This window comes from Microbulbifer pacificus (genome assembly GCF_002959965.1).
GTDB classification, from domain to species: Bacteria; Pseudomonadota; Gammaproteobacteria; order Pseudomonadales; family Cellvibrionaceae; genus Microbulbifer; species Microbulbifer pacificus_A.
Genome location: NZ_PREV01000026.1, coordinates 2,315,823 through 2,338,870, shown reverse-complemented (window position 1 = coordinate 2,338,870; position 23,048 = coordinate 2,315,823). Strand labels below are relative to the sequence as shown.

Annotated in this window: 9 protein-coding genes; 6 read left to right on the top strand and 3 right to left on the bottom strand. The window is 56.0% G+C overall.

Annotated elements, in window-relative coordinates:
* The first annotated feature begins 226 nt into the window (after positions 1 to 226).
* From C3938_RS10135 to C3938_RS10110, 6 genes are all read left to right on the top strand, one after another.
* Positions 227 to 1,798 (top strand): TolC family protein, encoded by a 1,572-nt coding sequence (locus tag C3938_RS10135; RefSeq protein ID WP_105103005.1) that lies wholly within the window; start codon positions 227 to 229, stop codon positions 1,796 to 1,798.
* 36 nt (positions 1,799 to 1,834) lie between these two features.
* Positions 1,835 to 2,722: an efflux RND transporter periplasmic adaptor subunit gene (locus C3938_RS10130; protein WP_105103004.1), complete on the top strand. Its 888-nt coding sequence runs from the start codon at positions 1,835 to 1,837 to the stop codon at positions 2,720 to 2,722.
* Between the two features lies 1 nt (position 2,723).
* A complete protein-coding gene (locus C3938_RS10125; RefSeq protein ID WP_158681638.1) occupies positions 2,724 to 4,055 on the top strand; it encodes an efflux RND transporter periplasmic adaptor subunit in 1,332 nt (443 codons plus the stop codon).
* Positions 4,056 to 4,079: 24 nt separating this feature from the next.
* Entirely contained in the window at positions 4,080 to 6,320 is a 2,241-nt protein-coding gene (locus tag C3938_RS10120) for a site-2 protease family protein (RefSeq protein ID WP_105103002.1), read from the top strand.
* 87 nt (positions 6,321 to 6,407) lie between these two features.
* Positions 6,408 to 16,139, top strand: a complete 9,732-nt coding sequence (locus tag C3938_RS10115; RefSeq protein WP_105103001.1) for a DUF4347 domain-containing protein — start codon at positions 6,408 to 6,410, stop codon at positions 16,137 to 16,139.
* A 266-nt stretch (positions 16,140 to 16,405) separates the two neighbouring features.
* Positions 16,406 to 17,851 carry a coniferyl aldehyde dehydrogenase gene (locus C3938_RS10110; RefSeq protein ID WP_105103000.1) on the top strand — a complete coding sequence of 482 codons (1,446 nt, stop codon included), beginning with the start codon at positions 16,406 to 16,408 and terminating at the stop codon, positions 17,849 to 17,851.
* 174 nt (positions 17,852 to 18,025) lie between these two features.
* Here C3938_RS10110 and C3938_RS10105 read toward each other — a convergent pair whose 3' ends face one another.
* The 3 genes from C3938_RS10105 to C3938_RS10095 form a co-directional block, all read right to left on the bottom strand.
* Positions 18,026 to 19,987 carry an alpha/beta hydrolase family protein gene (locus C3938_RS10105; RefSeq protein WP_105102999.1) on the bottom strand — a complete coding sequence of 654 codons (1,962 nt, stop codon included), beginning with the start codon at positions 19,985 to 19,987 and terminating at the stop codon, positions 18,026 to 18,028.
* 259 nt (positions 19,988 to 20,246) lie between these two features.
* On the bottom strand, positions 20,247 to 20,870 hold the full coding sequence (gene cobO, locus C3938_RS10100; protein ID WP_105103324.1) for a cob(I)yrinic acid a,c-diamide adenosyltransferase: 624 nt from the start codon (positions 20,868 to 20,870) through the stop codon (positions 20,247 to 20,249).
* Between the two features lie 215 nt (positions 20,871 to 21,085).
* On the bottom strand, positions 21,086 to 22,960 hold the full coding sequence (locus C3938_RS10095; protein WP_105102998.1) for a TonB-dependent receptor plug domain-containing protein: 1,875 nt from the start codon (positions 22,958 to 22,960) through the stop codon (positions 21,086 to 21,088).
* Positions 22,961 to 23,048 lie beyond the last annotated feature (88 nt).

Genomic DNA, 23,048 nt, shown 5'->3' with positions numbered 1-23,048 from the left:
ACCATCCTCCTCCCCCCTGGAGTGAGAGGGAAACCAATCTCCACGTACGGCATTCAGCCAATTCAGTGAATACGACGCCAAAGCGGCGAGAAAACACACATTTCTCAAAGATACAAACGCCAATTCGCACCTTCGTACCAACAACTTTTGTCACCTCAACTAGATTTACCGGGCGCAGCTGTACCGTGCACTTCGTAGTCAATAAGTATGCTAAGGACAAAGTGATATGCGTCTGGCTCCCCTCGCCACCCTGGCAGCCTTCGGTCTGACCCTGTCCGCCTGTGCGGTTAAGCCCACCGCCATGGACGACGCCAGCATAGACTTGCGGGCCAACAGCGACTGGCAGACCGCATTCGGCAACCAGCAGCCGGTAACCGGCCCCATTGATCTCAACGAAGCCATTGCCCGCGCCATCGCCTACAACATGGACAACCGTCTGAAGCTGATGGAAGCCGTGGTGGCCAACCGCAACCTGCGCCTGTCACGCTGGGACATGCTGCCGGAAATCGCCGCCAGCGCCGGTTACAATCACCGCAACAAACAGCACTTCGCCAGCAGCGAGGACGTGAACGGCAATCAGTCCCTCGCCCAATCCACATCTCTGGACAAAACCTACAGCACCGCCGGCCTGGAACTCTCATGGAACGTACTCGATTTTGGCATCAACTATCTTTCCGCCAAGCAGGCGGCCGACGGCGTCATGATTGCCATCGAGCGTCAGCGCAAGCTGATGCACAACGTCATCATGGATGTGGAATACGCCTTCTGGATGGCCGCCGCCGCCCAGCGCGCCCAGAGCCAGCTTCCCGCACTCATTGAGCAGACTCGCCGCGCCCTGGAGAAATCCCGCGAAAGCGCCGAGCGCGGCCTGCGCCAGACCGAGGCCAGCCTCGCCTACCGCCGCGACCTGCTGGACCTGATGCAGCAGCTGCTGGCGCTGGAAGGCGACATGCACAACGCAAAAATGGAGCTCGCCTCACTGATGGGGCTTCCACCCGGCACACCGTTTACTGTAAGTGCCAGCGCCAGCGACATACTGCGCAGTCCCTTCTCGGAAATGAGCATTCACGAACTTGAACAATACAGCCTGCGCAACCGCCCCGAGCTGCTCGAGGAAGACTACCGCGAACGCATTGCCGCTGCGGAAATCCGCAAGGCCTGCCTGCAACTGTTGCCCGGACTGGAACTGCGCACCGGTTACTTCTACGACGACAACAGCTACCTTCTCTACAACGACTGGGCGGAAAGCAGCCTGCGTCTCACCTGGGACCTGCTCGGGACGGTGGTCGGTGGACGCGACCTGGTGGGTTACGCCCGCGATACCGAGCGCCTCGGCGACGTGCGCCGCGCCGCGCTCACCGTCGCGGTGCTCACCCAGGTAGACCTGGCGTACAGCCACCTGCGACGCGCCCAGCTGAATCACGGTTACGCCGAAGAAATGGCTTCACTGGACACCGAGATGGCAAGCCAGTCCCGCGCCCGCTGGCAGTCGAGCCAGGGCACTGAGCTCGAAAGTATTCACGCCGCCACCCAGGCCCTGGTCTCCAGTGTGCAACGGGACGTGAGTTACGCCGACTGGCGCAGCGCCAATGGACGCCTCAGCAACGCGGTGGGCTTCCAACCCGAGTTTTACATCGACTACCGCCAGCCGCTGGATGTGATCGAACAGCAGGTAGCGGATATGCGTACCCAGAGCGCCGGCATGGAGCTGCTGCCCGTCGGCGGTTACAACCCGGAAGGGGTGGAAAAACGCGAGGCGGAAATCCGTGAACAGGGACAGGCTGCAGCGCACTGGTAACGGCATTGCGCAAAGAGCAAATCTGAAACAGCAGCCGTGGATAAAAATGCAGTAACAGTGGTAAAGGTGGTAACCGTGGTATTTATTTTTCGCGCCCGACAGTTATTCCGCGCGGTGCTCTCCACTGCCTGCGCAGGAGCCCTGCTTGCATCCTGTGTTTTCCACAGCACTGCCACAGGCGCGCCAGTCCGGCCTCACACCGCTCCCGCCAAGCTCAACGCCCTCAGCCGTGTGCAACTCTCCAGCGAACTGGCAGCGCGCATCACCGAAGTGCGCCTGCGTGCCGGCGATCGCTTTGAAAAAGGCGACGTACTGGCACGTTTCGACTGCACGGAACTCAAGGCCGAACTGGAAGGCGCGGAATCTCAGCGCGCACTCGCGCGCCGTCAGCTGGATGCCAACATTTCCCTGAAGCAGCTGGGCGGTAATATCAGCGAACTGGAAATGGTTCAGAGCGAAGCCCAGTTGGCCGAGGCTACCGCCAACGCCCGGATACTCCGGCATCGCAACAGCTACTGTGAAGTGCGCGCGCCTTTTGACGGCTTTGTGATCGGTCGCAGTGTGGAGCCGCACCAGCGCGCGGAGGTCGGCATGCCGCTGTTCGAACTGATTGACAACCGCGGCCTGGAAGTAGAAGCGATCATTCCCTCCGGTTGGCTGGAGCAACTCTCCATCGGTGACCACTTTCAGGTCACCATCAACGAAACCGGGCGTGTCTACCGCGCGAGCCTGCAGCGCATTGTGCCGCTGGTAGACCCGGTAACCCGCACCGTGCGCGTGATCGGAAAAATCGACCAGATCGAAACCGCGGCATCCACCCCGGCACTGTTGATTTCCGGCATGAGTGGCGAAGCGCAGTTTGAACTCGATGACACGCGGCGCGACGAACTTGTCGCCGGCCAGCCCGCGAATGGAGCCAACTGAAGTGGACACGCGGCTGCTGGAAAAACTCAACACATTTCTCGCCCTGGAAAAACGGTTGCGCAGTGCCAGCGATGAATCCCAGATCGCGCGCATTGCCTGTACCGACAGCCAATTGCTGCTGGCATTTGACACCTGCCTGTTCCTGTCTGGTCCGGCGCTTACGCTCACCGCAGCATCCAACGTCGTTGCGGTAGACGCCACCGCAAGCGAAGCTCACCACTGGCAACAACTGGCGCGTGAAAACATCCATCGCGCCAACACGCAACCACCGCTGCAATTGTCGATTCCGTTCTCGACAGCCGCTGTCGGTGCGGGCACAAACAATAAGACGGAAATTCTGCATAAAACACTGGTGTTGATGCCACTGGGCAGCGCGCGGAACGCAGATCTTGGGTGTCTCGCGCTACTCCGAGCCAAGGCGCTTTCCGAGCAGGAGCAGGAAATATTGCGGGAGCTGGCCGCGGCCGTGCGCCAAGCAATGCTCGCGCTGCGCGGCGCAAAGCGTTTCTCTCTACGCCACTGGTTTCGCCGCCGCCCGCTGATCGCCGCCGGTCTTCTCCTGGGCGTGTGCCTGTTACCGGTGCGTCAGAGCGTACTCGCCCCGGCAAGCCTCGCCGCGATCGACCCGCGCATCGTCTCTGCGCGCACCGACGGTGTTATCCGGGAAATCAATATTCCACCCAACGCGCGGGTCGAGGACGGCCAGCTGCTGTTTACTCTGGAAGACGCCGAAGTCTCCGCGGAAATCGACCGTGTGCAGCAGGAGATCGCACTCTACAGTGAGCGTCTGCGCATGACCCGCCAATACAATTTCCAGCAGACGTCCGCAGGCCACAAGCTGGCAGAAGCGGAAACCGATCTGGCTATTCGCCATCTGGAACTGGATTTTCAGCAGGCCCAGTTAGAAAAGACACGGGTAAAGGCGCCGGCGTCCGGTATCGCGACGTACACCGACCCGGCGGAATGGATAGGACGGCGTATTCGCGCCGGTGAGAAGGTCATGGAAATCGTGCAACCGGATGCGCGCCAGATCCAGATCGACCTGCCCACCGTAGACGCCATTGCGCTGCCGGAGCACGCACGCACCGTGTTTTACGCGGAATCCGACCCTCTCTCCCCCATTGAGGGGCAACTGCACTACCACAGCCTGCTCACCAGTGAAGGGGAAAACCTCCCAGCCAGTTACCGGCTTCTGGCCAGAATCGAGCAGGACCACCCGCAGATACTGATCAATACTCGCGGCCACGCACGTATCTACGGCGCACGGGTTCCATTGATCTATTACCTGTTGCGCAAACCACTGGCGTCGGCCCGCCGCTGGCTCGGCGTGTAAGACGGACGAGAGGTAAACGCTCAAGTGCAGTCGCAGTGTTCAGCGCCTCCCAACTTTGCGCAGAATTCGCAGGCAGCCCCCAACCTCTGGCCGCCGCTGCGTACCGACCTGCAGTTTCATCGCGTGCGCGAGGACGCCCTGCAGGAAAGCTGGCTGCTGTACGACCCTCTGCGCGGTCAGTACCTGGAGCTGGGAGAGCTGGAACTGCTGACGTTGCAGCACTGGCGCCTGGGCAGCGCGAGCGCCATCGCCAGCGCCATCACACAGCAGCGGGGTTGCACGGTGGAGGTGCGGCAGATCGAAGGCATATTCCGCTTCGCCGTCGACAATGAGCTGTTGCAGACCAGCAGTGAAAAACTCGCACAAAAGCAGGCCAGCATTACACCACAGCAGCGGAGACTCACCCGCCTGCAACAAACCATTTTCATCCGTCGCCCGCTGTTTACACCCGACCGGAGCAGCCGCCTGCTGCTGCCGTTGGCTCGCTGCACCGCACAGTACTGGTTTTACATCGTGCTGATGGCGGCCATCGGCTTCAGCGCGATCTCCATTGGACAGCACTGGCCGGAATTTCTCGCCTACTTCAGTGCCAGCTGGAATGCCGCGGGTGCGGCCATTTTCTTTTGCTGTTATCTGCTGCTCAGCCTGGTTCACGAATTGGGTCACGCCAGTGTAGCGCGCCTTTACGGCGTCCGTGCCAATAGCATCGGCGCGGGTTTGATCGCGCTGATGCCAATCATGTACAGCGAAATTACGGACGCCTGGCGCCTTCCACGCAAAGCGCGGCTGCATATCTCTGCTGCGGGCGTGATGTTTGAACTGATTCTGGGTGTGATGGCGGCACTGATCTGGTGCCTGGTGGACGACGGCCCTCTGCGCGCGTTGATGTTTTACCTGTTCACTGCATCGCTCATTACGACACTCATGATCAACGCCAACCCGCTGATGAAATTTGATGGCTACTACCTGTTGAGCGACATCACTCGGGAAAAGAACCTGCAACAGAGCGCAACCACTATTTTGCGCCAGTGGAGCTGGTCACTGTTACTGCGCGATCATCCCGCGCCCCGAACTCGCAGGCAACAATTACTGGGACTGTTCGGGCTAACCAGCCTGATTTACCGGCTGTTGGTGTTCGCCGGCATCAGTTACGCCGCCTACCAGCTGCTGTTCAAGGCCGCGGGAATTTTGCTGTTTGTGATCTGCATCAGTCTGCTGTTGATCATCCCTGCAATGCGGGAAATCCAGGCTCTCCGGTCATACCTGCGGGAACAGAACATGGTAAAGCCAGGCCTCCCTGCTGGCAGCCCGACCAAACACACCGAGAATGAAAATAGTGATATGGATAACGTCCAACCGGAGTCTGCCGGCACCAACACTCTGCAACGGTTTCGCCCAACCGCATTGTGCGCAGCGGCTTTGCTTCTCGCACTGCTATTCACTCCCCTGCCCTGGCCAATGCAGATTCCAGCCAGCACCTATTTTTCCGCGCAGCAAAAGGTGATGGCGCCGACCGGTGCTGTACTTAAGCAAATGGCGCTTAAACGCGGAGATAAGGTCAACGCCGGCGAATTGATTGCAGAGCTCTATAACGACGACCTTGTACACCGCATACAGCGCACCCGCGCGGAACTGGCATTGCTCAATCGCCGCCAGAACAGTGATGGCTTTGCCGAAAGCCTGGATGCTCTCGACGGCGTCTATCTACAGGATCTGCTCAGCAAACAGCAGCTGCTGCGCCGTCTGGAAACGGAGCTGAAACAACTGCAGGTGACCGCAAAAGTTTCCGGCACGGTGGACTGGACCATGCCGGGATTACACCCGGGGCAGTATCTCGACCTCAACCAGCCGTTTATCAGCATTGCCGCCCGCGGCAGCCTCGCCGGGCGCGCCTACGGTGAAGCCCGGCAGGTGGCGAGGCTACATCTGAACGCTGATGCAAACATGCACGGTCAGTTTTTTGTGCTGGGACGCTGGACACCAATTGCAGTGAGAGTGCAATCCATCGAAAAAATCGCTTCACGTACTCTGCAGGATCCGGCGCTCACCACGGACTTCGGCGGACCACTGCAGACACAGCCAGATGATCGCGAGCGCACCGCCGACGCGTTACACGTGATTACATTTAATTTTGACCCGCAGCAGAGTGCGCTCAGCGCGGCCCAACGTACCGGCTACCTGGTTTTGTACGGCGAACCCGTGAGTCTCGTCCAACTGCTGACGCGGCGTATCGCCGGTGTGTTTATCCGCGAAAGCGGTGTGTGATTCGCAAAACAACCGTCTGTCCGCATTTGATTTTTTCCGGCAGCCCGGGAAGGCCGCCAACTGAAACCGCAAGGAAAGAGGTATCCCATGGAACTCAACGAGTTTTCCAGATCGTCCCTGGCCCAGGCTATCAACCCGCGCGGCCGTCAGATTGGCAGCCTGCACCGCACACTGGAAAAACGCGTACTGTTGGATGCTTCGGTCGCCGCGGATGTCAGTCAGTCAGTCATCGATACGGCGGACGATACCGCAACCGCGCCGGCTCATCAGGACAGTGAAAAACACGCTTCCGACCACAGCGAGAAGAATATCACCGAGGCAATCGCGCCGGAACTCGCGCAACGTCAGGAACTGGTGGTCATCGACCTGCAATTGAACCACGCCCAGCAACTGGTAGACGATCTGCTGCAACAGGCCTCACATGTTGAACAAAGGGAAGACAGCCTGCATCTCACCATCGGTGAGCGCAGCATCACCCTGCTGGCGCTGGATATCGACGATGGCCTCAATACCGTCACCGGATTTATCCAACAGAGCGCACAGACCTTCGATGCCGTACACCTGATTTCCCACGGTGACGCTGGTGGCATCACCCTAGGAGGCGAGGAACTTTCCCTCACATCGCTGTCGGAAGGCGGTGACGACAGCCACACCACGCAACTTCGACTGTGGGCCAGTCTCCTCAGCGGCAATGCCGATATTCTGCTGTATGGCTGCAACACCGGTTACAGCCTCACCGGTGAGAAATTTATCAACCAGATTGCCGGCCTTACCGGTGCCGATGTGGCCGCCTCCGATGACGCCACCGGCAGTGCGTTGCGCGGTGGTGACTGGGAACTGGAAATTTCACAAGGCGAAGTGGAAACGGATATCGTGTTTTCCCAGTTGCTGCAGGGCACCTGGGAAGGACTGATGGTGGCCACACCCAACGTCACCACCGACATTCCCGGCCAGGATTTCATCAACGAAACCACGGACATGACGTTCACTTTCGAGAACGATGGTGACACCACAGGCTACGGCCCGTTTATGGACATCGTCGTCGGCCCCGGGCTCGAGGTACAGAGTACTTCGGGTTCACTCGGTGCCTCAGTGGAAACATACACCGTGGAAAATGGCCAATGGGTGGACAGCAATGGCAATCCCGTGCTGTATCACCCCTATGATTTCAGCCAAACCGGCGCCATTCCCCTGCCACCCGCCGGCGTTGAAGGGTCGACCTGGTATGCAGTGCAATTGCCGTTTGGATCATTCACACCGGATCAGCCGGCCTACGAGTTTACCGCCACCGTACTGATCGACGAGGCGTCCGGCGCAATGGTCGGTGTACCCATTCCCATTTATGTACGCCCGGGCTTTGCCTACGGTAACGACCCGCTCAATAATCCGGGTATCGACCCACCCATTGTCGCCAACCCGATTGAAACCAGTATCACTCCCACGGTGATGCTGGTGGACAAGGAAGCACTGGATGGCGACGGAGATAATGCCTCCATCGGCGACGACGGTGAAACCGTCACCGGCCCCAGCGAACCGGTAACCTGGCGGGTCACCGTCGACATCGCCAATATGTCGACTATCGAAGACCTCGTGATCACCGAAGAGGTTCCCAACAATTTTTACTATGTGCCGGGCAATGTAACGGTCACCGACAGCAACGGCAATCCGCTGTCTTTTAGCGTCACCGAACCACCGGAGGGTGCTAATAACAACGCCCAGTTGATTATCCAACTCGACAACCCGGTGACAGGCACTCTTGCGGACAACGATGTTGTTATTAGCTATACGGGTTATGTGCCGGATGTCGATGCCAATGGCAATCCGATTGTAATCAATGACGGTGCCAATGACGCGGTCATTAATACTGCAACCGCCACAGGAACGTATCAGGGCAACAGCGTAAGCGACAGTGACGATGACACCATCGTCGCCAGTGCCACCGCATTGCAAAAAGATGTGGTCGTAATACAGGATAATGGAGCAGCCGGCACCACACCCGGCGACCGGTTGCAGTACACCCTGACACTGCAGATTTCCGACTATATACAACTTCAGGACCTGATGCTCACGGACCTCGTGGGAGATGGGATCGAGGTAGACCCCGCCTCCTTCAATATCGAGATTATTTATAACGGAACCACATACGGCCCCGGCTCACTAGCGGCCAGCAATATTACGGTTACCGAAAACCCCTCGCCAGGAGACGGGCACACGGATGTCAGCGTCAATATTTCCCAGGAGCTGATTGATCTCGGTATCAGTGCCGACGGCAGTTTGAACGGCGACTTGTTCGCAGATGGCAGTGTGGACGGAACGACCACAATTATTGTCACCTACGAAGCCACAATTCGAGAAAACTATATCGGCGCGCCCTATGCCGGCACACCCAATGAATCGGTGGATGCCCTCGACGTAATTAGCAATGAAGCAACCATAAACGCTATCTTGTCATCGGCAAACGGAGAGTCCGTGGACAATAGCAGTAGTGAAAGCATTACCATAGAAGGTGCCGACTTCAGCAAAAATGTCTTTGCGGTAAATGACAGTACAGATCCCGAAGGGCTGGATGAAATCCGTGTGGGAGATCGTGTTACCTTCGCCATCGACATCGATCTGGGCACATTGGATAGTCAGGGACTGGTGATTACCGATTACCTGCCACTTCCGGTATTTGAGGCCTCAACACCATCTTACGTTCCCACCAATCAGGGAATGAATATACCCGGTATCAATCAATGGGGCTTCGGGCCCGATACGGATTTTGACAATTGGCCCCCCGAATACCTGACAAACATCAGCGTATCTGTCACATCGGACCCGGACAATAACTCCATCACCTGGAGTTTCGTACCAGTAAGTCAGGTGGATTCCGAAGGTGGTCGTGTACAACTGCTGTTTACCGTACTGGTTCAGGACAAGCCCTTTACCGATGGTCTTCAGCTAACCAATGTCGCCACCGTAGAGGTGGATGGGACATCATCCTCGACAGTACTGCCTCCGGATGGCACTCAGATACAGGTGTTATCCCCGAACATTCAGGTCACCAAAGGCGTAGTGTCCACCGACAATAGCAACGGAGTGTTTGAGCCAGATCCTTCTGCGCCAGTGACCTTTGACTCCGCGGGCACCCCGCCCACAGGCAGCGCCCCCTGGAGTGGCGGGGACATTACCAGTGCAGACCTGGATACCACCCCGATTGATTCCAACCTGAGTGGGATCGATGCGGGAGATACCGTGCGCTTTGCCATCGTGGTGGAGAACAGTGGCGGGTCCGATGCATTTAATGTGGCCATCGGCGATACACTGCCGAATGGCTTCGTCATCCCCCCCGGCGGTCTCAACCTGCAGGTGTATACTGGCAACGGCACGGCCATCAGTTACACCGGCGATCTTTTCGCCGGAGGTATCACCCTCGACGACCCCTCCGCCGACGAAGGCGCACTCAACGAAGGGCGCGACCCGGATACCGGCGCCACCACCGACGGTAGTAACATCATCATCATTACCTATGACTTGGTGGCGACCGATGACGTACAGCCAAATCAGGAAATCATCAATACAGCCACCCTGGAAGCCTACGGTGGCGTCGATGGCGGCAATGACTACACAGAGGGTAATTCCAGCCCCTACTGGCAGGACGATGCACAGGTCGACATACAGTCAAACAGTATTAGCAAGGAGTTAACCAGCACCAGCATCAACACGGCGAACAATAGTAATACTCAGGCCGTCATTGGCGAAACCGCCATCTATACGCTGACTCTTGATATTGCTGAGGGTGTCACCCCGAGCGCATCCATTCTCGATACGTTGGATACCGGGCTCCAGTATATCAATATCATATCTGCGGTAGCGTCCTCCACCGACATCCAAAATGCTGCGGGAAATCCATGGACGCAAGCAGATCTGTTCCAATCCGTAGAAGGACAACGGGTGACTTTTGATCTGGGCAGCCTTACCAATGCCAACCGGGACAACTCTGTTACCGAGACGATTACCATCACCTACGAGGTACTGGTACAGAACACGCTCTCCAACCAGAGCGGCGACCAGCTGAATAACAACGCGCAATTTTTCTGGGACAGTACCGACGATAACATCGTCAACCCTACGGCTCAGGATTCTGCGTCTGCGGAAAACATTGAGGTTATCGAGCCGGACCTACAGATAGAAAAATCGCTGTTAAATCCGGGCACATCGGTGGACGCAAATGATGTGGTCACCTATGTGATCGAAATATCCCACTCCGCATTTTCCGATACCGATGCCTTTGACATTACCTTTACAGATACCCTTCCTCCGGAGCTGAATAGCGCAACGATCATCAGTGTCACCCACCCCTCCGACCCGAATATCGCCACCAAGTTTCAGGTTGTCGGCGATACGATTCAGACCGTTCCGGGTCAAACATTCGATCTGGTTATGGGCGAAACGCTGGTGTTACAAATTTCCGGAATTGTCGATGAATTTATCGTTCCGGGTTCAACGATTACCAATACTGCAACAGCGGAATGGACCAGTATCGATGGAGATGATCCCAACGAGCGCACCGGCGTTGACGGACCTGGCGGGTTGAACGATTACCGCACTAGCGGGAGTGAAACCCTGACCACAACATCAATCCTGGGCCAGGGAAAGCAGGTGGTCAGCAGCTCAGAAGAGAACAGTTACAACGGATTGACACAAGCGGTCATTGGCGAGACGGTAACTTACGCCAGCTACTTTATTATTCCTGAAGGTTCTGTGCCTCTAGCGATCATCACCGACACCCTGCCCCCAGGTCTGGAATTCGTCAGCCTCGACGAGGTTATTGTTGGAAGCAACATCAGCTCCACCATAGATCTAAGCAATCCCGCCAATCTCAATCCCCCTCCGAGCGGCACTACCGGAGAAATCACCTTTACACTCGGAAACATCACGAATGGTCCCGGCAGCACTTTACCCGAGGACAACACAGTTGCGCTCATTTACACCGTAAAAGTACAGAACATCGCCAGCAACCAGGCCAATACCGTATTAACGAACACCGCCACCTTTTCCTGGGACTCCAACGGCAACGGTATGAATGACGCGGGTGATGCGGAAGTCTCCCAACAGGCCGACATCACGATTCTCGAGCCGGAGCTGGTTATTGATAAAGTGGCAGATGTCACAACCGGCGATAATGGTGATCAGATCAGCTATACCATTACCGTCACCAATCCGAACAACGGCAGCAGTACCATTGCCTATGACATAAGCTTCAACGATCCGCTGCCCGCTGAACTGACGAACATTACCATAAGCGCAAGTGTCGACTACGGTTCCGGCCCTTCGGATATATCCGGAGATTTCGCGATAGTCAACGGGGAGATCGTGCTAAGTCCTCAGGCGGAACTGGATCTCGAACCGGGTGCCGTTGTGACCATCACCGTTACCGGCACCCTCGTCAACACCATCGTCGGCAGCACCATCACCAACACCGCCAGTGTCAACTGGACCAGTCTCGACGGAGCGAACCCCGATGAACGCACCGGAGCCGATGGTGAAGGGGGGGCGCTGAATGATTACGCCGCAAACGATGATGCGGAGATTACAGTTAACTCCCCGACGATAACAAAGCAGCTGGTATCCACGTCACAGAATGACGATTTCAATGACGACAGTGAGGCAACCATCGGTGAGATTGTCACTTTTTCAGTAACCGTTATGCTGCCGGAAGCAACCATTACCGGTCAGATTTTCGACGTGTACGGGGAAGGATTTGAGTTTGTTGATCTGATCAGTGTTACCACCAGTGATCCGGATGCTCTGCAAATCGACTTTGACCAGGTCACGGTAATCGACGACCCGGCTAATTACACAATTGGTCTCGACTTCGGCACTCTGGTTAATACCAGCACCGATAACGTCGAAGAATCCGTTACCTTCGTCTATCGCCTACGCGTCACTGATGTTTCATCAAACACGCAGGGCACTGTACTGAACAACGATGCCACCCTGTTTTACGATACCGACGGCGATCTAATTCCGGACACAAGCATCGAAGACAATGCGCAAGTGAGTATTGTCGAACCCGTACTGGATATCGAGAAAACGCTTTTATCTCCCTCGCCACTGACACTGGGTGGAATCGCTACATACCAGATTACAGTACAACTGGATCCATCCAGCGGCGCAGACGCCTACAACGTTACCATCGAGGATCTGCTTCCAACGTATTTGGGGGATTATGAAAACATTCAGATCGATGTGCAGGGTGGTGCTCCGACGATAGACAATAACACCGCTGCCAATTTCCTTTCTATCGACATCAGTGCCATAGATTCCAGCACCGTGGTGACCATCACCTTTGATACACGCGTTACCAGCGACCCTGCCGCCATAGGGCAGGACACAACCAATACCGTCGATATTGAATATACCAGCCTTGACACACCCGACGGCGGTGACGACAGCGACATTGAGCGCGAGTATACAGGTAGTGATGATGAAACCGCGTCCATTGCGGCCTTTGATCTTTTCGTTGTAAAAGATGATGGCGGCATTACTGTCGCCCCTGGTGACACCATTACTTACACCATCGAGTACGGCAACAATGGCACAATTGATGCTACCAATGTGGTCATAACCGAATCCCTGCCGGACTATGTGACCTTCGACCCTGCACTCAATCCGGGCTGGACACTGAATGGCGATACGTTAACGTACAACGTCGGCACGGTAGCTGCTGGCGGTACGGGCAGTGTCACACTCACCGTCACCGTTATTAATCCGATACCCAGTGGCGTGGAAGAAACGACCAACACCGTCAGCATCGACACCACCGATGGTAGCGACCCAAACCCCGATGACAACAGCGATAACGACAACACACCCATCGATGCCGCACCGGATTATGTCGCAGTCAAAACCAATGAGTTCACCAGTCCCGTGCAGCCCGGCGACCCGGTCAGCTGGACCATCGAAATCAGCAACCAGGGCAATCAGGACGGTACCGGTGTTGTCGTTACCGATACGCTGCCCGATACCAGCCTGTTTACCAATTTCACCGCAAGTAATGGCGGTGTCATCGATCTCACTGCCGGTACCGTTACCTGGGATATCGGCAATCTCGCCGCGGGGGATTCCGTTACCCTGACGCTGTCTGCAGTGGTGGTTGACGCTGTGCCCGTAACCATTCCCACCCAGACCAATACCGTCACGGTGAATGACGACGGCAACAATGGACCGGACCCGACACCGGACAACAATACCGACAACACCGAGTTCGATATCACCTATGTCGATCTCGCCATCGACAAGAACGATGGCGATGTCACCGCCGAACCCGGTGATACGGTGGTATACACGTTAAACTACGCCAACAATGGCACCGCGGATGCCACCGGTGTGGTGATTACCGAGAGCCTGCCAGACTACGCCAGTTTTGATGCCGCCAGTTCCACACCGGGATGGGTGGACAACGGCGATGGCACCTTCAGTTTTACCGTCGGCACCCTCGCCGCCGGTGAGACCGGCAGTGTCGAGTTTGCGGTAACCATCATCGATCCATTGCCCGCCGGTGTGGTGGAAACCAGCAACCTCACCAGCATCGAGGACGATGGTGGCAACGGACCGGATCAGAATCCGGACGACAACAGCGATAACGACAACACACCCATCGACGCCGCACCGGATTATGTCGCAGTCAAAACCAATGAGTTCACCAGCCCCGTGCAGCCCGGCGACCCGGTCAGCTGGACCATCGAAATCAGCAACCAGGGCAATCAGGACGGTACCGGTGTTGTCGTTACCGATACGCTGCCCGATACCAGCCTGTTTACCAATTTCACCGCGAGCAATGGCGGTGTCATCGATCTCACTGCCGGTACGGTTACCTGGGATATCGGCAATCTCGCCGCGGGGGATTCCGTTACCCTGACGCTGTCTGCAGTGGTGGTTGACGCTGTGCCGGTGACCATTCCCACCCAGACCAATACCGTCACGGTGAATGATGACGGCAACAATGGACCGGACCCGACACCGGACAACAATACCGACAACACCGAGTTCGATATCACCTATGTCGATCTCGCCATCGACAAGAACGATGGCGGTGTCACCGCCGAACCCGGTGATACGGTGGTGTACACGTTGAACTACGCCAACAACGGCACCGCGGATGCCACCGGTGTGGTGATTACCGAGAGCCTGCCAGACTACGCCAGTTTTGATGCCGCCAGTTCCACACCAGGATGGGTGGACAACGGCGATGGCACCTTCAGCTTTACCGTCGGCACCCTCGCCGCCGGTGAGACCGGCAGTGTCGAGTTCGCCATAACTATCGACAATTCCATTCCCGCCGGCGTGGTGGAAACCAGCAACCTCACCAGCATCGAGGACGATGGTGGCAACGGACCGGATCAGAATCCGGACGACAACAGTGATAACGACAACACACCCATCGACGCCGCGCCGGATTATGTCATCGATAAGATCGAGAACTTTGATGATCCGGCACACCCCGGAGCCCCTATCAGCTGGACCATCAAGGTCAGCAACCAGGGTAACCAGAACGGCACCGGTGTCATTGTGGTCGACATACTTCCGGATACCAGCCTGTTTACCGGCTTTAGCGCGAGCGACGGTGGAATTATTGATCTCGAGGCGGGAACGGTAACCTGGGATATCGGTTCGTTACCTGCTGGTGAAACAGTAGCGCTCACTCTTTCCGCTACGATCGTGGACAATGTACCCGTCGAGGTCGCACCACAAACGAATTCCGTTACCGTGCATGACGATGGCAACAACGGACCAGATCCAACACCAGACAACAATACCGACACGGAAACCTTTACCATCGAATTCGTCGATCTGTATATCGACAAGGACGACAGCGGCGTGGAACCGCGCCCGACAGAGTCCATCGTCTACACCCTGGAATATGGAAACCGCGGCAATGCAACGTCTACCGGTGTGCTGATCACGGAAACCCTGCCGCCCAATACCAGCTTCGATGCCGCGAACTCAAGCCCAGTCTGGGTGCAGAACGGCGATGTGTTCACCTACGATGTAGGCTCACTGGCCCCCGGGGAATCCGGCAGTATCACCTTTGCCGTTACCGTGAACTACCCGATCTCCGCGAGTGTTCAGCAGACGAATAATACCGCCAGCATTACCGACGATGGCACACACGGCCCGGATAAAAATCCGAAAGACAACACCGACACCGACGAAACCGATATCGAAAACGATATCGCGGTCGACAACATCACCCTGTCACAGCTGTACCCGGAATACATATATCCACCCCGGGAGTGGGAGCGCCAGGCACCACAACTGCACGGCCGCCTGATCGCCAAGGAAACCGAAAACGTCACCGCCAACCTCCAGGGCGGGCGCAACGGTGCCTACTTCGACCCCGCGTTCGGACCGGTGGATGGCAACCGCTATCCCAACGACTGGTCAACCGTGTTCCGCAATGACCTGAGCATCGATGTCAGCCCGAGCGGCCAGGGTGAAAAATCCAGCCCGCTGGCGCTGGACGAGAACATTGGCCGCTACCGCGCCAATTCCCTGTTCGGCGATTTCGAGCGACCCGCGGCCAGTCCGAATCTGCCTGCTGGAGCAACCGACTCGGGGCCAGTGCCAGAACCCCTCCCTGCGCCCCTGCAATCCTCGCCACTCCAGTCCGGGGAGCCAATCAGTCTGCCGATGGAACGCAGCCAGCTGCAACAGCAACTGGATGAGATAGCCCTTGAGTTGAGTGAAGCCCACGTCTCACCGCTTCTCGCCGCACTGGCGGCGCTCAGTGCCGAGGAGCCCGAGCGGAGGCAACACCAGGGAACAGAGGACTGACAGCAGGGCCCGGGAGACACGATTTGTCAATAGCCCGGCCCGATCGGTCAATTCTCACCGCGACAGATGCCGTATGCTGTCGCGGTGGACTAGCGCCCAGGAACCGTGCCGTATTTCGAAATCCGTCCGTAAAAGTCCTGAGTAGCGCCGTATACTCCAGTACAATCGACCGCCATATACGAACCATAACCGAAACCAAAACAGGCGCCTCTGAACGTCGTTGCGAACGGGTGCCTAATCATCAAACATCCTGTCGAGCATAAAGCATGACCGAGATCGCCGCTCCCGTAGAGACCCAACAGTCCCAAGCCCTGAAGCCACTGCTGGACAAGCAGCGCGAGGCCTATCTCGCCACTCCCTCACCAGATCGTGAACAGCGGGTCAGCGACCTCAAGGCGCTGGCACGAATGATCCGTGAACACCAGGACGAGCTGGTGCAAGCGGTGAGCCGCGACTACGGCAACCGCTCCCACCACGAAACGCTGTTCGCGGAGATTTACCCAGCGCTCGACGGAATCAAGGACACCATCAGGCGGCTGAAGAAATGGATGAAGCCCCAGCGCCGCCACATCGACATCACCGCCTTCCCCACCTCCTCCGTGAAAGTGATTCCACAGCCGGTGGGTGTGGTGGGTGTCATCGTGCCGTGGAATTTCCCGATCAACCTGTCCTTCGGTCCCCTGATCAACATTTTCGCCGCCGGTAACCGTGCCATGGTGAAAATGTCGGAGAACTCGCGCCATCTCACCGCATTGCTGAAACGCATCAGCGGCGATTATTTCCCGGAAGACAAACTGGTGTTTATCGAAGAGACCGGCGGCGTAGGCATCGAGTTTTCCACGCTCAAATTCGATCACCTGATTTTTACCGGTTCCGGCGCTACCGGCCGCAAAGTCATGGCCGCGGCGGCCGCCAACCTCACCCCGGTAACGCTGGAACTGGGCGGTAAATCCCCGGCCATCGTCGGCCCGGATTTTGATATCGACAAAGCGGTCGAGCGCGTGCTGTTCTGGAAACTGTTCAACGCCGGTCAGATCTGCACCACTGTCGACTATCTGCTGTTACCGGAAGACAAAGTGAATGCCTTTGTGGAGAAAGCCAAAGAGGTATTCCGCAAACGCTACCCGGATATCCAGCATCCGGATTACACCTCGGTGATCGACGAGCGCTCGTTCCAACGTATCTGGCAAACCCTGGACGACGCGGTACAGAAAGGGGCAACGGCGATTGACCTCACCGATGGCCAGGGACAGCGTGACGATCCGCTGAAGAAATTCCCTGCGCACCTGCTGATCAATGTCAGCGAAGAAATGGATGTAATGAAACGGGAAATTTTCGGCCCGCTGCTGCCGATCAAAACCTACAGGAACCGCGAAGAAGTGGCGGCCTATATAAACAATGGCGACCGCCCGCTGGCGATCTATCCCTTCACCAACGACAAATCCCTGCGGGATTTTTATATCGATAACGTCATGTCCGGCGGCGTCAGTGTGAACAACGCGGTACTGCATGTGGGCCAACACGATATTCCCTTCGGCGGTGTTGGCGAGAGCGGCATGGGTCACTACCACGGCTATGAGGGCTTCCTCACCTTCTCCAAGCTGCGCCCGGTGTTCTACCAGGGTCCGCTGGACCCGCTGAAACTGCTGATGCCGCCGTATGGCAAGCTGGCGGACAAGATGATGAAGTTGATGTTAAGGCTTACAAGATAGGCTGGAAGAACTGATTTTTCCGAGAACGGCAACTGTATAAAGGGGCTTGTCGGGCTTATCATACCGAAAAAGTATTAAAAAGCCGCGTCACGGCACGCGGCTTTTTAATGGGGCTGATTAGGAGTTTCGAGAGGTCCAATGACCTGACCTAGCCGCCTATAGCTCAGGCCAAAGCTACTTGAGATTATCATCCAAGAAGCTAAGCACCTCTCCCATAGCAACCTTGCGATTTCCGGACTCATTGAAATGGTGCGTGCCATTCTCCAGAATAAAAAGTTCCACTTTTTTGTGTTCTCGTTCCAGTGCCCTGGCCATCATTTTCGATTGTCCGACATCCACTCGGGTATCAAACAACCCATGAATAAGTAGGACCGGTGAAGAAAATCGATTCGCGAAGTTGAGAGGAGAGTTCTCCTCCACGTCTTTCATATCTTCCGATGAGTGGATATCGGCAAGTTGTTGCTTAAAGTACCTGTTATAGCCACGTACTGAATCAAAACTCATCATCGTGGGGATATCACTTACCCCAGCGAGGCTAACCACACAATCGAACTTATCCGGTGTCTTGAAGCCCGCAGTCAACGCAACATAACCACCGTAACTACCACCGACAATGCAGGATCTCTTAGTATCTGCCAGCTTGTTCTGTTCTACCCAATTGACCGCATCGATAACATCCTGCTGCATCGCTTTACCCCACTGCTTGTACCCAGCAGCCAGGTATTCATCACCAAAACCAGACGATCCTCTAAAGTTAACCTGAAGTACAGCATATCCACTGTTCGCAAACATCTGCACCCATGGATCAAAGTATTGAGTATCCCGAGCGTGAGGACCTCCATGGGGAAATACGACCAACGGAGCGTCAGAAATACCTTCCGGGCGGGTAAGATATCCATTCAGTTTCATACCATCCGAAGCTTCAAAACTGAAAGGCTCAACCTTTGCCAATTTTTTTGCCTCAAGTTTTGGGTACTGGCTAAACCAAAAACTCAAGCTCTTGGCCTTACGGTCAAATAGGTAATACTTTCCCGGAGAATTGTCCGAAACCGCATAAACAACCATTCGATTTCCAGACTCATCTTGCGCCACAACATGGGATTTCAGGCCCTTTTTCTGAAACAGCAACATCAATTGCTGAGAAATATTGGCCCTTTCAAGGTTGAGATATTTATGCTCAACAAAATTATCCACATAGCTAAAACCAATAAACTCCTGCCGACCCTGCGTCCGCCAGAAAATCGGGCCTTGTATATCAAGATTATCCGGAGCCTCTCCTACTAGATCCGTAAATCCACCCTTTTTCAGGTCATAACGCCAGATGGCATCTTTGCCGAGCTGCCGATTGCTCTCCACAAGCAACGAATGAGTTTCCGCCTCATACAGAAATGGATAAAAACTAGCTTCTTTATAGACATCAAAACTCGCAACTTTTTTCCAGCTTTCCGAATTACTTTCACGAAAGTAAACATGCCTCACGGTCGACTCTCGTTTAGTGTCGGCTCCCAAAGCAAAACGCACCTGTCCGGTACGATCTATACCCCAATTGGTAATCTGCAAATCGTTCTGCAGGTACTTGGTATATTTACCGGTATTTACGTTAACTTTAAATACCGATGAGTAGTAATCATCCCGTGGATCAGCAAGCTCCACGAGGATGTGATCTTCATCATTCGGCAGAATAGTCAATACCGACGGATTCAGGCGCAAAAGGTCTAGACCATCTCTTGCCAGATCCCTTTTATTCAATTCAATTGTGGATTTTCCATCGATAGATACAGAATAGAGAGAAGTCAATCGAACCCTAGTTTTATGCCCGTAAACGTCTACTCTCTCCGGCTGGGTTACGGTAACCAGTACCCGCTCGTTATTGAGCCAATCTACAGACTCGATTCGATACTTACCCTCCTCCAGTCCAACGATATAATTGATCTTTTTGCTACCGAAGGGTGCCGTGGCCACCAGCGTCTTACCGCCAGAGTTAACCACAGATAATAATTGCTCCCCATCTGGAGAAATTGACACATTACTCACCAACGGAAGATCACTAAATATATCGGACTCCGCAGCGTACAGGCTTGCGGAAAACATCAATCCCGCAGCACAACAAAAAGCTCCCCAAAAGCGCAGATTCATTTCAACCCCATTATTAGTTTTTCAGCCCACATCGTACGAAAATTTGTTCGCAGACTACTTTATAGGTTCAGTCGAAATTATCCACCGAAGAAGCTGGTTTTTTTTAAACTTACGAAATATCCAGCTATAAGCACTCGCCGCCGTGAAAATAGTCACGTTAGTCAGAACTTAAAAAGTCGACCTCATAAGGATATTGAACTGATTACAGCTGCGACTCTGTGATGAGCGATAAAACGTGAAATCAAAAGTAAGTATTGGATTACCACTCAATACCCTTTCTCGCCGATAACCCAGATTCAAAAGCATGCTTGAGTGATTCCATCTCTGTCACCGTATCCGCAATATCTATTAGATACTGCTTGGCACCACGCCCGGTCATGATCACGCTCTGCTCCGCTGGACGGCTTGCGATTGCGCCCAGCACCTCCGCCTTATCCAGCCACTTGTAATTGAGCGCGTAGGTCAGCTCGTCCATCACCACCAGATACACACTCTCATCCGCGAGCGCAGCTTTCAGTTTTTTCCACAGAGCCAACGCCGCCGCCTTGTCCGCCTCAAAGTCCTGGGTTTCCCAGGTAAAGTCTGTGCCCATCTCGTGCCATTGCAGCGGGTATTTTTCCGGGTCCAGCTGCGAAAGCAGGTTCTTCTCACCGCACTCCCACACGCCCTTGATAAATTGTCCCACCACCACCTTGTAGCCATAACCCAGCGCACGCGTAACGGTGCCCACCGCCGCGGTGGTTTTGCCCTTACCGTCGCCGGTATAGACGATGACGATACCGCGCTCTTCCAGAGCCTTTGCCACGCCGGCATCCACAATCTCCTTGCGCGCCTGCATGCGCTCTTTGTGGCGTTGCTGTTTTTTGTTTTCAGACTCAGACATATCGACCCACCAGGAAAATTTGAAGGAAGCATAACAGCTTACGGAGCGCATACCTCGCCGAGCAAAAGCACGCTGGCGGCCCGATACGGAACGATTGCCGACAGGTTGTGGAGTATCGGGCCGCCAGCGCGCGCCCGGGAGTGAGAAAAGCATCGGCAGGAAAAGAGGCAGCGGGCCATTGCGGCCCGCTGGTGGAGCTGAAGCTCCACACTCTGTCAATTCAGCTTGAACTGGAGTCCTGCATACACAGCAGCACCGGCAGTATTGAAACCGGCCACTTCTCGATAATCCTCATCCAGCAGGTTTTCCCCACGTAGGGTCAACATCAGACGCTCGCTGAACTGGTACGCCGCGTTCAGATCAAGGCGGTTGTACGCGTCCTGCGCCAGCGGCTCACCGCCCCAGGCAGGATTCGGACTCAGGCGATCATCCGCGCGACGCAGGTTCGCCGCCAACGTCAGGCGATCACCCAGCAGTGTATAGCTGGCACCGAGGTTATATACCGTCTCCGCCACATTCAGACGCTGCTCGCCCTCTGCATCGCGGCTGTCGAGCCAGGTACCGTTGGCGTACCAGCGACCTGCGTCCGTTAAGCTGCCAGAAAGTGACAGCTCGAAACCATCAGACTCGCTCTCGCCGTCGTCTTGGGCATAGGCACCGTAGCCGCTACCGAGACCATTCACATAGACGATGGCGTCGGTCACCGTCTGCTGAAAGGCGACGAGTTCAAGCTGCAGCAAATCCGCGTAGCCGTACTCCACCGCCACTTCATAGCCGCGGCTGGTTTCCGGGCCCACGGGCGCAACATCGCTCACCACGTTAGTGGAAACTTCGTAGGGACTCGGCGCGCGGAAGCCAGTGCTCGCACTGGCGCGGTACTTGATCTGCTGGTTGTCACCGATCAATTGCGGCACCGCGACGGACGCGCGCCAGCTGTTGTGGGTCTCGCCGTGGATATCGTCGCCATCGAAACTGTCGTGGCGGAAGCCGAGGTTGTAGTAGACCTTGCCGGCAACATCGCCACGCCACTCGCCGAAGACACCGAGCAATTCCAGCGACTGGCCGCTGCCGTAGGACGAGGTGTAATCCTGCTGATCCAGATCTGCGCCCCAGGACAGTTCACCGACAGCCAGCTTCAGGTTGCCGAAATAATTCAGCTCGTCAATGTGGCCTTCCACCGCGTAACTGCTCACACCTTCGGTCAGGCTGTCACGCTCCAGTTCCTGGGTGGAAACAGACAGACGATTGGCAACGCTGCCGAGCTGCAGATCGCCTGCAAGCTGGTATATGGTCTGCGTGTACAAATCGAGGCACGCGTGCGGATCGACGACACCGAAGCAGTTGTCATACTCGGTCTCGGCGTCGACCTGACGCAGCTGGCCTTCCAGTGAGAAGGCGTCGCTGAATCGATAGCCCAGCTTGGCGCTGGCGGTCTGGTTATCGTAACCGTCGCGCTCGCCGCTGGTGTCACTCTGCCGGGCGTTGAAACCGTCGCTTTCAAGCTGGCTCAGGTCGAGCCCGTAGTTCCAGCCGCCCTGCACACCGCGCAGTGCCGCCTGCGCACGATCGGTGCCATAGCGGCCGGCTTCTCCGCTCAACTGCAGTTCCACTGGCTGCTCCGCACGCTTGGTGATGATGTTGATCACACCGCCGGCACCGGCACCGTACATCATTCCCTGTGGGCCGCGCAGTACTTCAATGCGCTCCACATCACTGGCCAGCAGATGCTGGAACTGCGAAGTGACCTGGGTGTTGGTGGGATCGGCGACATTGACGCCATCCACCAGCACTAGGGTCCGGGAGCCGGCTTCGCCGCGCACATACAGGTTACTCACCTTGCCGAGACCGCCGCTGTTGACGGCAGAGATACCCGGCAGGGTTTTCATCACGTCCAGCAGCGTGCTGTAGCCGAGCTTTTCAATATCCGCAGCGGTGAGCACGGATACGGAGACCGCGGTGTGCGCCTTTGGCACTTCCACCCGGCTGGCGGTGACGGTGATCTGTTCCAGATTCCGTTCACTATTAACGGTATCCGCAAAGGCAGGATGAGCAGCCAGCAAAAGGGCGCTGGCAAGCAGAGTTTTTTTCATGGAGTTCCCCAATCAGAAATGTGGTCGATTGAGGGAGGGGAATACAAGGGCAGGAATAAGACCGGCGCGCACCCCGCTTCGAGTACCG

Coding starts and splice junctions, on each gene's coding strand:
- C3938_RS10095 (WP_105102998.1), bottom strand. CDS start 22,960: ATGAAAAAAACTCTGCTTGCCAGCGCCCTTTTGCTGGCTGCTCATCCT.
- C3938_RS10105 (WP_105102999.1), bottom strand. CDS start 19,987: ATGAATCTGCGCTTTTGGGGAGCTTTTTGTTGTGCTGCGGGATTGATG.
- C3938_RS10110 (WP_105103000.1), top strand. CDS start 16,406: ATGACCGAGATCGCCGCTCCCGTAGAGACCCAACAGTCCCAAGCCCTG.
- C3938_RS10135 (WP_105103005.1), top strand. CDS start 227: ATGCGTCTGGCTCCCCTCGCCACCCTGGCAGCCTTCGGTCTGACCCTG.
- C3938_RS10115 (WP_105103001.1), top strand. CDS start 6,408: ATGGAACTCAACGAGTTTTCCAGATCGTCCCTGGCCCAGGCTATCAAC.
- cobO (WP_105103324.1), bottom strand. CDS start 20,870: ATGTCTGAGTCTGAAAACAAAAAACAGCAACGCCACAAAGAGCGCATG.